This is a genomic window from Streptomyces achromogenes subsp. achromogenes (assembly GCF_000720835.1).
In the GTDB taxonomy this organism is placed as follows: Bacteria; Actinomycetota; Actinomycetes; order Streptomycetales; family Streptomycetaceae; genus Streptomyces; species Streptomyces achromogenes.
The window spans coordinates 23,695-36,876 of record NZ_JODT01000034.1; the positions used below are offsets into that span (position 1 = coordinate 23,695).

10 protein-coding genes are annotated in these 13,182 nt (G+C 73.9%); 1 reads left to right on the forward strand and 9 read right to left on the reverse strand.

Annotation, left to right across the window (positions count from 1 at the left end; translation table 11 throughout):
- Window positions 1-26 precede the first annotated feature (26 nt).
- Window positions 27-989 carry a ScbA/BarX family gamma-butyrolactone biosynthesis protein gene (locus IH25_RS0129165; RefSeq protein ID WP_051754180.1) on the forward strand — a complete coding sequence of 321 codons (963 nt, stop codon included), beginning with the start codon at window positions 27-29 and terminating at the stop codon, window positions 987-989.
- 608 nt (window positions 990-1,597) lie between these two features.
- Here the strand turns inward: IH25_RS0129165 and IH25_RS42575 are convergent.
- The 9 genes from IH25_RS42575 to IH25_RS0129210 all read right to left on the reverse strand — a co-directional run bounded on the left by IH25_RS42575 (window position 1,598) and on the right by IH25_RS0129210 (window position 13,132).
- Window positions 1,598-3,730: an SWIM zinc finger family protein gene (locus IH25_RS42575; protein ID WP_030617128.1), complete on the reverse strand. Its 2,133-nt coding sequence runs from the start codon at window positions 3,728-3,730 to the stop codon at window positions 1,598-1,600.
- Window positions 3,727-6,585, reverse strand: a complete 2,859-nt coding sequence (locus tag IH25_RS0129175) for a DEAD/DEAH box helicase (protein ID WP_030617130.1) — start codon at window positions 6,583-6,585, stop codon at window positions 3,727-3,729. Before IH25_RS0129175 ends, IH25_RS42575 begins: the two co-directional genes overlap by 4 nt.
- A 98-nt stretch (window positions 6,586-6,683) precedes the next feature.
- Complete coding sequence (locus IH25_RS0129180; RefSeq protein WP_030617133.1) at window positions 6,684-7,265, reverse strand: hypothetical protein; 582 nt, start codon at window positions 7,263-7,265, stop codon at window positions 6,684-6,686.
- On the reverse strand, window positions 7,262-8,407 hold the full coding sequence (locus IH25_RS0129185; protein ID WP_030617136.1) for an ROK family glucokinase: 1,146 nt from the start codon (window positions 8,405-8,407) through the stop codon (window positions 7,262-7,264). Before IH25_RS0129185 ends, IH25_RS0129180 begins: the two co-directional genes overlap by 4 nt.
- Window positions 8,408-8,507: 100 nt before the next feature.
- On the reverse strand, window positions 8,508-9,278 hold the full coding sequence (locus IH25_RS0129190; protein WP_030617139.1) for an ATP-binding cassette domain-containing protein: 771 nt from the start codon (window positions 9,276-9,278) through the stop codon (window positions 8,508-8,510).
- On the reverse strand, window positions 9,275-10,318 hold the full coding sequence (locus IH25_RS0129195) for an ABC transporter permease (protein WP_030617150.1): 1,044 nt from the start codon (window positions 10,316-10,318) through the stop codon (window positions 9,275-9,277). The genes IH25_RS0129190 and IH25_RS0129195 overlap by 4 nt, the downstream gene beginning before the upstream one ends.
- Window positions 10,315-11,319: a sugar ABC transporter substrate-binding protein gene (locus IH25_RS0129200; RefSeq protein WP_030617153.1), complete on the reverse strand. Its 1,005-nt coding sequence runs from the start codon at window positions 11,317-11,319 to the stop codon at window positions 10,315-10,317. The genes IH25_RS0129195 and IH25_RS0129200 overlap by 4 nt, the downstream gene beginning before the upstream one ends.
- A 222-nt stretch (window positions 11,320-11,541) precedes the next feature.
- Complete coding sequence (locus tag IH25_RS0129205; RefSeq protein WP_107058496.1) at window positions 11,542-12,279, reverse strand: GntR family transcriptional regulator; 738 nt, start codon at window positions 12,277-12,279, stop codon at window positions 11,542-11,544.
- A 145-nt stretch (window positions 12,280-12,424) separates the two neighbouring features.
- A complete protein-coding gene (locus IH25_RS0129210; RefSeq protein WP_030617159.1) occupies window positions 12,425-13,132 on the reverse strand; it encodes a response regulator in 708 nt (235 codons plus the stop codon).
- Between the last annotated feature and the right edge of the window lie 50 nt (window positions 13,133-13,182).

The window sequence follows — 13,182 nt, forward strand, 5'->3', positions numbered from 1 at the left end:
CTCGACTGCCCAGGGGGAGAGGCAAGATGACTACGTTTGCGCCCATCGACAGTATGATCACGGACTTCCAGGCCGCCCTGCCCACCACACCCGTCGGACTGACCACATTGACGACAACCGTCCCCAAGGAATACGTCCACCGCTCGGTGGTCACCGAGGTCTTCCTCACCGGCTGGCGGCAGACGGACCCGGACACCTGCACGGTCACGGCCCAGTGGCCGCGGGCCCACACCTTCTACGGGCCCGCCGAAGGCTTCCACGACCCGCTGCTGTTCAGCGAGACACTGCGGCAGACGGTGCCGCTGCTGTCCCACGCGGTCTTCGGCGCGCCCATGGACCACAAGCAGATATGGCGTGATCTCCACGTCGCCCTGGACCCGGCCGCGCTGCGCGCCGGGCTCACCCCGGCCGACGTGGAACTGAGCATCCGCTGCTCGGACATCGAACGGCGGGCCGGTGTGCTGCGCGGGATGCGGATGGAGGTGACCGCCACCCGCGAGGGGCAGCACCTCGGTACGGCGTCGACCTCGTTCAGTTCGCACAGCAGGGCGCTGTACCGGCGGCTGCGCGGGGCCTACGCGGACGCCGAGCGGGCCATGGCGGCGGCCGTCGAACTGCCGCCGTCACTCCAGCCCGGGCTCGTCGGCCGGGACCGCCCGCACGACGTGGTGCTCTCGCCCCGCGCCGCCGACGGCCGCTGGCAGCTGCGGGTGAACACCCTGCACCCGATCATCTTCGACCACCCGAACGACCATGCTCCCGGCATGCTGCTCCTGGAGGCGGCCCGCCAGGCGGCCCAGCACCACCTCGGCCCGGCGCCGCTCCTCGCCACGGGCCTGGACGCGGCCTTCCACCGGTACGCGGAGCTGGACGCCCCCGCCTGGGTCGCGGCCGAGACAGCCGCCGACGGCCGCGTCCGCGTGACCGTCGAGCAGCACGACGCGCTCGTCTTCGAGTGCGCGGTGACGACCCACCCGGCCACGGCCTGACCTCGGATGCCGCCCGGTCCCCACGGGATCGGATCCCGGCTACGACATCCGGCTACGACGTCCCGCGCGCCGGCGCCGCCGGCCGGACCGAGCACCGGCGTGGCGAGCTTCATGCGGACGGAACCGAGAGTCCGTCGGGCGGTTTGGTCAGGAGCCGTCCGGCGGACCCCGGTTGGGCCGGGCTGGCGGGCCGGGGCAGGGGGTGTGCTGGCTGGTCGCCGGGGGGCGGGGCCGGGGTGTTCCGCCTGGTCGCCGGGGGGGCGAGGTCGGGAGTGTTCCGGCGGGTCCGGATCAGGAACGACTCGGCAGGCCGGGCAGAGGGCGTCGCGACAGGGATTCGGGCGGTCGGGGTCAACGGCCGCCCGGCGGGCGGGAGTCAGGAACCACCCCGGAGACCGGGCGCGGGGACTCGCGGCAGGGATATGGGTGGTCGGAGTCAAGGGGCGCCCGGCAGGCCGGAATCAGAAACCAACCCGTAGACCAGGCACAGGGCCTCACGGCAGGGATTCGGGCGGTCGGGGTCAAGGAACGCCCGGCGGGCCGGAGTCAGGAACGACCCGGCGGACGGGGGCCGGGGTCGTTGTGCCGGGGTTCGGGGTGGGGCGGGGTCAGAGGTCGTCGGGTAGGGCGAGGCCGGTCAGGGCGCCCACCGGGTCGGAGTCCGGGGTGCCGCGGGGCCACCAGTCCTCCCGGCCGGGCTCCGACTCGTAGGCGTACCAGAGTCCGTCGCGCCCCAGCCGCAACTGGACATGACCGCGCGGATGGGTGAGGCGGTTGCGCCGGGGGCGGAACGCCGGCAGGTCGGCGGCGAGCAGCAGCGGGCGGGCCCGGTCGAAACGGCCGGCCGGCGGGTCCCACGGCTCCTCCAGGACGGCCAGCCCCGCCTCCCCGCCCTGCCGCCAGGCCGCGACGGCTCGCGCGAGATCGGCCGGCGTACGGCCGGTGGCGTCGGCGAGCGTGGCGTACAGCGTGCGGGTGGCCGCGGTCAGCCCGGACCCGGGACGCGCCGCGGCCAGGCGCACCGCGTCCTGCCACAGGGACAGCTCACCGACCGGATCGTGCCCGGTGGCGAGCAGCGCGTGGGCGCGGGCGGCGGCGTCGGTCGCCAGCTGGTCCAGCGCGAAGGGATCCGGGCCGCCGGGCGCCGAGGGGTACACAGGGGGCTGCTCGGGGTGCGGCGGCACCGGCAACGGCGGTGGCAGCGGCGGGAGCCGGCGGGGCGCCAGGGCGTCGGCGGCCCGGACGCCCGGCAGGGTCCGCGGCTGCCGTTCGCTCGCGTCTCGGGCCGCGCGGGCCGCACTGCGCCGGGACAGCGCGTCGAGCAGCTCCTTCTCGCCCCGGCCACGCAGCAGGAGGAGTACGAAGGGATCGGCGTCGAGCAGACGGGCCGTCTGATAGCACAGGGCGGCGGCGTGCTTGCAGGGGTGACCGTCATCCGGGCAGCTGCAGCGCGGAACGAGGTCGCCGGGGCCGGGCAGCAGCGGCACACCGCAGTCGGCCAGCGACTGGGGCAGCTCCTTGTCGAGCAGCGCCGCGATGTGCCCCGGCCGGTCGGCGGCGGTGTCCAGGAACCGCTCCCAGTCCGCGTCCTCCAGGGTCCGCACCCGCACCTGCACCCGGTACGGCCGGGGGCGGCTGCCCCGCACGTACGCCAGCACCAGTCCCGGTGTGACGGTGATGGCGTCCACCTGGCCCTGGTCGGCGTAACCCCGGCCGCGTGCCAGCCGCTTGGCGTCCAGCGCACCCCGCTCCAGCGCGCCGACCCAGGCGTTGCCCCACCAGGTTCCGGCGAACGATTCCCCGGCACCGCCACCCTCCCGGGCGGGGAACGCCGGGAACGTACGGCGGAGTTCACCGTCGCGGTGGGGAGTCCCCATGGTCCCGGCCCCGAGGTACGACCGCGCCACCGCATCCGCCGCCGGTGCGGTCTCGGCGGGACGACCGGCCTCCGCCGAGCGGCCGGTTTCCGGGGAGCGGTCGGCTTCCGCCGAACCACCGGCCTCCGCCGCGCGGCCGGTTTCCGCCGAACCACCGGCCTCCGCCGACTCCGGCGTCACCGGGGCCGGGTCGGCGGGCGGGGTGGCGGCGGGAGCGGTGTCCTCCGGGTCGCCGTCGGTGGGTTCGGTCCAGGAGGGCATCCGGAAGGCGGTCGCCAGGTAGTGCCGCATGTCCTGTACGGCCTTGGTCCGGGTGGTACCCGCCGCCTCCCCGGAGCGGGGCGTGGTGCGCGACGCGGCGGAACGGGCCGGCCCGGGCACCCGCCGCTCGCGCCGCGCCCCGGCGGCCTCGGCCTCCGCCGCCTCCGCGCGCGCCGCTTCCCGCCGCGCCGCCCGCAGCGCCTCCCGGGCCACATCACCGGGCCGCCGGCCGACGCCGCCTCCGCTCCGTGCACCGGGCCCGGCGTCGTCCGGGCCGGCCGCACGCCCACCGGCGCCGGCGCCGTCCCGATCGGCAGCACGCGCACCCGCGCCGGCGTCGTCCGGCTCGGTCTCCCGCACCAGGTCGCCCCCCTCCGGGGCGTCCGTAGGCGCGGAACCGGCACTCCCCGGGCCGCCTTCCACCGAACCCGACCCCGCGCGCTCCTCCTCAGCCGTGTCCTCCCCCGCTACCGGCTCAACCGTGTCCTGCGCCGCTGCCGGACCCGGTGCCGTGCCCTCCCGTGCCAGGTGTACCCGTCGGCGGGCCTCCCGCAGGGCGCGGCGGGCCGCGTCGGCGGGGTGGGGGTGACCGGGGGGCGTCATGGCGTCCTCCGCAGGGAGACGAGGTCGGACAGTTCGCGGTCCGTCAGCTCGGTCAGGGCCGCCTCGCCGGAGCCGAGGATGGCGTCGGCCAGGGCGCGCTTGGCGGCGAGCATCTCGGCGATGCGGTCCTCCACCGTGCCCTCGGTGACCAGGCGGTGGACCTGGACGGGCTGGGTCTGGCCGATGCGGTAGGCGCGGTCGGTGGCCTGTTCCTCGACCGCCGGGTTCCACCAGCGGTCGAAGTGGACGACATGGCCCGCGCGGGTGAGGTTCAGGCCGGTGCCGGCGGCCTTCAGGGACAGGACCAGGACCGGGATCTCGCCGCTCTGGAAGCGGTCGACCATGCGCTCCCGCTCCGGTACCGGCGTGCCGCCGTGCAGCAGGTCGACCGGGATCGCGCGGGCGGACAGATGGGCGGTGAGCAGCCGGGCCATGCCGACGTACTGGGTGAAGACCAACGCCGAGCCGTCCTCGGCGAGCAGGGTGTCCAGCAGTTCGTCGAGCAGGGCGAGTTTGCCGGAGCGGGCGGCCAGCCGCTCGGGGTCCGGCCGCTCCTTCAGATACAGCGCCGGGTGGTCGCAGATCTGCTTGAGCGCGCCCAGCAGCTTCAGCACCAGTCCCCGCCGTGCCATGCCCTCGGCGGTCTCGATGGCCAGCATCGATTCGCGCACCACCGCCTCGTACAGCGCGGCCTGTTCCCGGGTGAGCGGGACCGGGTGGTCCGTCTCGGTCTTGGGCGGCAGCTCCGGCACGATGCCCGGGTCGGACTTCTTGCGGCGCAGGAGGAAGGGCCGGACCAGCCGGGACAGGCGCTCGGCCGCCTCCGTGTCCTCGCCGCTCTCCACGGCGCGGGCGTGCCGGGCGCGGAAGGACTTCAGCGGGCCGAGCAGTCCGGGGGTGGTCCAGTCGAGCAGGGCCCACAGTTCGGAGAGGTTGTTCTCCACCGGGGTGCCGGTGAGCGCCACGCGCGCGGGGGCCGGGATGGTGCGCAGGGCCTTGGCGGTGGCCGAGTACGGGTTCTTCACGTGCTGCGCCTCGTCGGCGACGACCATGCCCCAGGGCTGTCCGGCGAGGTGGGCGGCGGCGGAGCGCATCGTGCCGTAGGTGGTGAGGACGAAGCCGCCGTCGACGCCGTCCAGGGTGCGGTCCTGACCGTGGAAGCGGCGGACCGGGACGCCGGGCGCGAACCGGGTGATCTCCCGCTGCCAGTTGCCGAGGAGGGAGGCGGGGCAGACGACGAGGGTCGGTTCGGGGCGGGCCCGTTTCAGGTGCAGGGCGATGAGGGTGACGGTCTTGCCGAGGCCCATGTCGTCGGCGAGGCAGCCGCCGAGGCCGAGGGAGGTCATCAGGTCGAGCCAGGCCAGCCCGCGCAGCTGGTAGTCGCGCAGGGTGGCGTTCAGGCCGGGGGGTGCGGTGGCGGGGCCGAGGCCGGCGGTGAGCCGGTCGCGCAGGGCGGCCAGCGCGCCGACGGGGACGGCCTCGACGGTCTCGCCGTCCACCTCGGCGGTGCCGGTGAGGGCGACGGACAGGGCGTCGACCGGGTCGAGCAGGCCCAGTTCCCGTTTGCGGGCCTTGCGGACCAGCGCGGGGTCGACCAGTACCCAGCGGTCCCGGAGCCGTACGACCGGGCGGTGGGCCTCGGCGAGGGCGTCCATCTCGGCCTCGCCGAGGGGTTCGCCGCCGAGCGCCAGCTGCCAGCGGAAGCCGAGCAGTTCGGCGCTGTCGAAGAAGCCGGTGCCGTCGGTGGCGGAGCCGGGGGCGGGGCGGATCACGGCGGTGGCGGTCAGGTCGCTGGCGAGGTCCCGGGGCCAGTGCACGGCGACCCCGGCGGCGGCCAGCCGGTTCGCCGCGACGCCGAGCAGATCGCTCAGCTCGTCCCCGGACAGGGCGAGGACGTCGGGCACGTCCTGCTCGGCGAGGCGGTCCAGCGGCGGCCACACCCGGGCGGCGCGGCGGACGGCGAGGGCGGCGTCCACGCGCGCGCGGGGCCCGAACGCCGGGTCGGCCTCGCCTGCCCACAGGGCCGCCGCGTCGGCCACCAGCGTGGGGTCGGCGAGGCTGTGGACCTGCACGACGGCGGCTCCGGCGGCGCGGGCGCCCTCGCTGGTGCCGGTGTCGAAGACGTCGTACGCCGACAGGTCCAGGCGCAGCGAGACGCGGACGCCCGCGTCCATCCCGGCGGCGACCTCGGCCGCCCACTCTTGGGCGGCGGGCAGGCTCTGGGGTGCCCGGTCGGCGAAGGGGCGGCCGGAGGCGTGGGGGGCGGCGGGGGTGCGCGGCAGGGTGTCGGCGACCGCGTCGAGGAAGGAGCGGACGAGGGCCTCGGGCTCGGGCAGCCGCAGCGCGCCGGGGCCGGGGAGGGGCACGGCGTGGCCCTCGGGGGGCAGGGCGGCGGCGATCGCGCGCAGGTGGGCGAGGTCGTCGGGCTCCAGCGGGCCGGCCCGCCAGGCGTCGTGGCCGGCCGGGGTCAGGCCGGGCAGCAGCCGGCCGCGGGCGACGAGCCGCAGCGCGTGCAGGGCGGCGGCGCCCCAGGCGGCGGTGGCCGGGTGGGCGGCCGGATCGCGGCGGGCGCGCACCAGCAGGGGCAGGGCCCCGGCGAGCGGCAGGGTCAGCGCGGGCACCTGACGGCGGCGCGCTCCGGCGCCGTGCCGGCGGACGACCGTCAGCTCCTCGGCCGCGCCCTCGGGGGCGGGGGGCAGCGGGTCGCCCGCGGGGTCCCAGAAGGCGAGGCGGCCGTCGCGGGGCAGGGGCGCGGGCAGGTAGACACACGCGAGGCGCACCCAGGCCGGGTCCCCGGCCCGCGCCTCCCGGTAACCCTCCGTGCGCTCGGCCACCGCGGCCGCTGCGCTCGTCATCCGTCCTGCCACCTCCCGCCCGTGCCGTCGTACCAGTCGTCCTCGACTCTACGGGCGGGGTCTGACAATCGGCTCCGGGGCCCGGTCAGGGCCGCTGGTCAGGGGACCGTGCGGGAGACGACGTACACCATCGGGAGCTGGGGGTCGGACAGGTTGACGACCACGTCCTGGGTGGGCGCCGGGTTCTTCTGCTCGTGGGTCAGCCCCCACCAGGGGCCGCGCCCGCCGAAGGTCCAGCCGCTGACCTCGCGGTCGCGCTCGCCGATCGTGATCTCGTCCTTCCGCAGCTGCTCCCGGCGTACGCCCATGGCCCCCAGGAAGCTGTCGAGGCCGGCGGGGTTGGTGCGGAACTGGACGTAGAGGCGGCTGGTCTTCCAGTTGTTCGTCTCGTAGTAGGCGACGTCCTCGGCGGGGTGCGGGACGGACACCTGATAGAGGCGGCGCTGCACCTTGGACGGCCAGCCCGCGGTGAGGCCGGTCGCGGAGTACTTGGCCTCCTTGTCCTTGCCGCTGTCGCGGCTCTGGTTGGCCGAGATCACCAGATAGCCGGCCGGTACGCCGATCAGCAGGACGATGATCAGCAGGGTGAGGGCCCGGCGGCGGGCCTTGTGCCGGGGTGGCTCGGCGGGCCGGTCCGGCCGGGTCGGCGGACCGGCCTGGTGGGGCAGCGAGGGCGTCATGCGGTGTCCCGGTCGCGGCGGGCCTGGGCGTAGCGCTCGTAGCGTTCGTGGCGCTCCACCCGGCGCCGCTTGGCCCGGCGGAACCGGCGGGCGACCAGGCGGGCCAGGTCGGCGGCGCCCACCATGCCCGCCTCGGGGCCGAGCTGGGCGCGGGTGATGCGGGCCTCGGGGCGGTAGCCGCGCCCGGTGAGGTGGCGCTTGAAGGCGTCCCGGGCCGGGCCGATGAGCAGGTCGTCGGCGGCCGAGACGCCGCCGCCGATGACGAAGCAGGACGGGTCGAGGGCCGCCGCCAGGTTGGCGATGCCGACGCCGAGCCACTGGCCGATGTCCTGGAGCAGTTCCACGCACATCGCGTCGCCCTCGCGGGCCAGCTCGGTGATCATCGGGCCGGTGATGTCGTCGATGTTGCCCTTGACGTGCTCGATGATGCCGTAGGCCACCGGGGAGTCGGCGGCGGCCAGTTCCTTGGCCTCGCGGACCAGCGCGTTGCCGGAGCTGTACTGCTCCCAGCAGCCGCGGTTGCCGCAGGGGCAGCGGTGGCCGCCGGGGACGACCTGCATGTGGCCGAACTCTCCGGCGACGCCGAACTTGCCGCGCTTGACCTGGCCGTCCTCCAGGATCGCGCCGCCGATGCCGGTGCCGAGGGTGATCATCACGAGGTGGTCCTCGCCGTGGCCGGCGCCGAAGCGCCACTCCGCCCAGGCGGCGGTGTTGGCGTCGTTGTCCACCAGGACCGGCACGGACAGCCGGCTGGCGAGGCGGTCGCGCAGCGGTTCGTTGCGCCAGGACAGGTGGGGGGCGAACAGGACGCGGTTGCGGTCGGCGTCGACCCAGCCGGCGGCGCCGATGCCGACCGCGTGCACGTCGTGCCGGTCGGAGAGGTCCAGGACCAGCTCGACGATGGTGTCCTCGACGACCTTCGGGCTCTTGGACTTGTCCGGGGTCTCCGTGCGGAGCTTCTCCAGGATGTTGCCGTCGGCGTCGACGACGCCCGCCATGACCTTGGTGCCGCCGATGTCGATACCGACCGTGGGCACGCGGGGGGCGGTCAGGTGGGACCGGCGCTCCCTGGTGCCGACGGTGCGCAGGACGGGGGCTCGGCGGGAGCCGATGGGGGCGGCGAGGTCGCGGTAGGTGCTCATCGTTGGTCGATTCTGCCGCACGCTCACGCCGGGTGCCGTACGGGTCGGGGCGGGAAGGGGGGACGCGTTCGTTCAGGCTCGTCGGGGTTCGTGGCTCGGGTCAGTCCCGTTGCAGTTCGTGGCGCAGGGCGTCCAGGTCGGAGCCGCCGGCCATCTGCTGGGTCAGTTCGTCCAGGGTGATCTGGTCCCGTGTGTAGTTGCCCACCATCGTGCCCCGCTTCAGGAGCACGAATCTGTCGCCCACGAGATACGCGTGATGCGGGTTGTGGGTGATCAGAACAACACCCAGGCCCTCGTCACGTGCCGCGGCCACATATTTCAGGACCACACCGGACTGCTTGACGCCCAGGGCGGCCGTCGGTTCGTCCAGGACGAGGACCTTCGCGCCGAAGTGGACCGCGCGGGCGATCGCCACGCACTGGCGTTCGCCGCCGGAGAGGGTGCCGATGGGCTGGTCGACGTCCCTGAGGTCGATGCCCATGCGCAGCAGCGCCTCGCGGGTGGTGCGGCGCATGAGGTCGATGTCCATGCGCTTGAAGGGGCCGACGCCCTTGCGGGGCTCGGAGCCGAGGAAGAAGTTGCGCCAGACCGGCATCAGGGCGACGACGGCCAGGTCCTGGTAGACCGTGGCGATGCCCCGGTCCAGGGCCTCGCGCGGGGAGGAGAGGGTGGTCTCCTCGCCCTCGATGCGCAGGGTGCCGCCGTCGTGCCGGTGCAGGCCCGCGATCATCTTGATCAGCGTCGACTTGCCCGCGCCGTTGTCGCCGAGGACGCAGGTGATCTCGCCCGCGTGGACCTCCAGGGAGACGCCCTCCAGGGCGCGGACGGTGCCGTAGTGCTTGCTGACGTCGGTCAGCTCGACGAGGGTCATGTGGTCGCCTCCGCGCGCTTGCGGACCCAGGCGTTGAGCAGGGTCGCGAGGAGCAGCATCGCTCCGAGGAAGAACTTGAACCAGTCGGGGTTCCACTCGGCGAAGACGATGCCCTTGCTGGTCATGCCGAACAGCAGCGCGCCCACAGCCGAGCCGACGGCGCTGCCGTAGCCGCCGGTGATCAGGCAGCCGCCGATGACGGCCGCGATGATGTAGATCAGTTCGTTGCCGACGCCCTCGCCGGACTGGACGGCGTCGAAGGAGAAGAGCAGGTGCTGGCCGGAGATCCACGCGCCGAACGCGACGCCCATGTAGAGGCCGATCTTGGTGCGGGCCACGGGGACGCCGACCGCGCGGGCCGCGTCCTCGTTGCCGCCGACGGCGAAGATCCAGTTGCCGGTGCGGGTGCGCAGCAGGATCCAGGAGGCGAGGACGACCAGGCCGAGCCACCACAGGATGGTGACCTTCACGTCGACGCCGCCGACGGTGAGCGTGGAGGCGAACACGGCGCGGGCGCTGGAGAAGCCCTCCATGTCACCGATGGTCTTGGTGGAGACCGTGCCGTCGATCAGCTTGGTGAAGCCGAGGTTCATGCCGGTCAGCATCAGGAAGGTGCCCAGCGTGATGATGAAGCTGGGCAGCTTGGTGCGGGTGAGCATGAAGCCGTTGAAGGCGCCGATGGCCAGGGTGACCAGCAGGGACACGCCGACGCCGACCCAGGTGTTCGCCGTCAGCTGGTAGCTGAACATCGAAGAGATCAGCGCGGACGACGTCACCATGACGCCCGCCGAGAGGTCGAACTCGCCGCCGATCATCAGCAGCGCGACGGGTACGGCCATGATGCCGATGGTCGACGAGGCGTACAGCACCGTGCTGAGGCTGGTGGCGCGCAGGAAGCCGTCGGCGACGAAGGCGAAGAACAGGAAGACGGCCAGGGCGCCGACGACCGAGCCCAGCTCCGGGCGGGAGAGCAGCTTGCGCAGCGGGGAGGTGGGCAGCAGGCGCTCGTCGAGCGGCTGGTGATCGGTGACCGTGCTCATCGGGTACCCCGATCGGTGTACTCGGCCAGCGCGGCGGCCTGGTCCTTGGTGACGATCTGCGGGCCGGTCAGCACCGGCTTGCCGCCGCCGAGGACGTCGGCGTTGTACTTGTACAGCCACAGCAGGTCGACGGCCTCGTAGCCCTGGAGGTACGGCTGCTGGTCCACGGCGAAGCCGAGGGTGCCGTCCTTGAGCGCCGCCGCGACCTTGGGGTTGAGGTCGAAGGTGTCGATCTCGGCCTTGCTGCCCGCGTCCGTCCTGGCCTTCACGGCGGTGTCGGCGAAGGGCGCGCCGAGGGTGACGACGGAGTCGATGGACCGGTCCGCCTGGAGCTTGGCCCCGACGGCGGACTGCACGTCGGGCATGTTGGTGCCGTTGACGTAGAGCTTGCTCAAGGTGCCGCGGAAGGTCTTGGCGACGCCGTCGCAGCGCTGCTCGTGGCCGACGTTGCCCTGCTCGTGCAGCACGCACAGGGCCTTCTTCTTGCCGCGCTTGTTCAGTTCCTCGCCGACGGCCTCGCCGGCGATGGTCTCGTCCTGGCCGATGTGGGTGAGGGCGCCGAAGGCCTTGGACTCCTCGGAGCCGGAGTTCACCGTGATCACCGGGATGCCGGCCTTCTCGGCGCGGGCCACGGCGGCCTTCATGGCGTCCGGCTTGGCGAGGGTGACGATGATGCCGTCGACCTTCTTGTCCACGGCCGCGTCCACCAGCTGGGCCTGCTGCTGGGCCTCGTCGTCGTGGGAGTACAGGAAGTTGATGTTGTCCTTGACGGCGGCCTGCTTGGCGCCGCTCTGGACGATGTCCCAGAAGGTGTCGCCGTCCCCCGAGTGGGTGATCATCGCGAAGGTCCAGCGCGGGGTGTTCACCGCCGCCCTGCCCTGGGCGGCGGCGGCCTTGCGCGCGTCCTCCGCCCGCTTTCCTCCGGTGCTGCTGCACGCCGCGAGGGACACGGAGAGTGCCCCCGCCAGCGCTATGCCTACCCAGGTCCGAAACCGTGCCACGAGGCCGTGCCCTTCTTGCCGCTTCTGCTCTGCTCCGACGTACGTCTTCGGTCTCTGCTCCGACGCACATAAGGGGCGGGCGACCTCACCGTGGGCGCGTCCCGGCGGCGATTTCACCTGCCCCAAACACTTCAGTATCGGACATGCCGGCCGTGCATGGCACGACCGGGGACCGAGGGACGGTCGCTTTGTCCGGACATCTCATCGAATACCGGGGCCCGGTCAGGACCGCACCAGCAGCTGGAACTCGAAGGAGTAGCGGCTCGGACGGTAGGTGTGGTCGCCCAGTTCCACCGCGCGGCCGGTGTCGTCGTAGGTGGTGCGCCGCATGGTCAGCAGCGGGGCACCCTCGGGCTCGGTGAGCCGCTCGGCCTCGGTGGCGGTGGCACCCCGGGCGCCGATGGCCTGGCGGGCGCTGTGCAGGGTGATCCCGGCGGACCGCATCAGCCGGTACAGGCCGGTGGCCTCCAGCCGGCCGGTGTCCAGGTCGAGCAGGCCCGTCGGCAGGTGGTTGATCAGGTAGGCCATAGGTTCGCCGTGGGCCAGGCGGAGCCGTTCGACGCGGTGCACGTCCTCGCCCTCGGGGACGCCGAGCGCGGCGGCGACCTCGGCGGGGGCCGGTACGACGGTGTTGACCAGCACCCGGGTGGCGGGGCGCTGGCCGGCCGCCTCCAGGTCGTCGTAGAGGCTGCTCAGTTCCAGCGGGCGCTTGACCTGGCTGTGCACGACCTGGGTGCCCACGCCCCGGCGCCGGACGAGGAGCCCCTTGTCGACGAGGGCCTGGATGGCCTGGCGGACGGTCGGCCGGGACAGTCCGAGCCGCGCGGCCAGCTCGATCTCGTTGCCCAGCAGGCTGCCGGGGGTGAGGCTGCCGTGCTCGATGGCGGACTCCAGCTGCTGCGAGAGCTGGAAGTACAGCGGCACCGGGGAGCTACGGTCCACGCGGAGGTCGAGCGCCACGGTCGGGCCCACATCTGGTTTCGGCACGGGGCCGAGCGTAGTCCGGTGCCTGGTTGACGGGAAGTCGTGTAGTCAGGTTGTCCGGACATATTCGGGGCGGGTCGGTTCCGGCGGCGCTTTCCGGCGACCGGTTCCGGGTGGCGCCCTAGAAACCGTCGGCGCCGGCACCCCCGCCCTCGCCGCCGTCGCCGTCCAGCAGCCCCGCGTCGTAGACCAGCAGCGCGATCTGCACCCGGTTGTCGAGGCCGAGCTTGGACAGGATGCGGGAGACGTGGGCCTTGACGGTGGCCACGCTGAGGAACAGCTCGGTGGCGATCCGCGCGTTGGCGAGCCCGCGTCCGACGGCGACGGCGACCTCGCGCTCGCGCTCGCCCAGGACGGCGAGCCGTTCGCGCGCCCGGGCCTGCCGGGCGTCGGCGGCGGTGCCGGCCGCGTGCCGCATCAGCTGCCGGGTGACCGCGGGCGAGAGCACCGGGTCGCCCGCGGCGACCCGGCGTACGGCGTCGACGATCTCGGCGGGCGGGGTGTCCTTCAGTACGAAGCCGGCGGCACCGGCGCGCATCGCGTGCAGCACCTGTTCGTCGGCGTGGAAGGTGGTGAGCACCACGACCTGCGGCGCGTCCGGCCGCGCGCGCAGCCGCCGGGTCGCGGTGATCCCGTCCACCGCCGGCATCCGGATGTCCATGAGGACGACGTCCGGCCGGGTCCGTCGCACCAGTTCCTCGGCCTCCGCGCCGTCGGCGGCCTCCCCGACGACCTCGATGTCCCCGGCCCCGCCGATCATCAACGCCAGACCGGCGCGCACCAGGGGGTCGTCGTCCACGAGGAGCAGTCTGATCGGCGTCGCAGTCATGGGGTTACGTAATCACGGCCGACGGCCCGGGGCGGACCCCCGAGACGTTG

Coding starts and splice junctions, on each gene's coding strand:
- IH25_RS42575 (WP_030617128.1), bottom strand. CDS start 3,730: ATGACGCCCCCCGGTCACCCCCACCCCGCCGACGCGGCCCGCCGCGCC.
- IH25_RS0129175 (WP_030617130.1), bottom strand. CDS start 6,585: ATGACGAGCGCAGCGGCCGCGGTGGCCGAGCGCACGGAGGGTTACCGG.
- IH25_RS0129185 (WP_030617136.1), bottom strand. CDS start 8,407: ATGAGCACCTACCGCGACCTCGCCGCCCCCATCGGCTCCCGCCGAGCC.
- IH25_RS0129190 (WP_030617139.1), bottom strand. CDS start 9,278: ATGACCCTCGTCGAGCTGACCGACGTCAGCAAGCACTACGGCACCGTC.
- IH25_RS0129210 (WP_030617159.1), bottom strand. CDS start 13,132: ATGACTGCGACGCCGATCAGACTGCTCCTCGTGGACGACGACCCCCTG.
- IH25_RS0129165 (WP_051754180.1), top strand. CDS start 27: ATGACTACGTTTGCGCCCATCGACAGTATGATCACGGACTTCCAGGCC.
- IH25_RS0129195 (WP_030617150.1), bottom strand. CDS start 10,318: ATGAGCACGGTCACCGATCACCAGCCGCTCGACGAGCGCCTGCTGCCC.
- IH25_RS0129180 (WP_030617133.1), bottom strand. CDS start 7,265: ATGACGCCCTCGCTGCCCCACCAGGCCGGTCCGCCGACCCGGCCGGAC.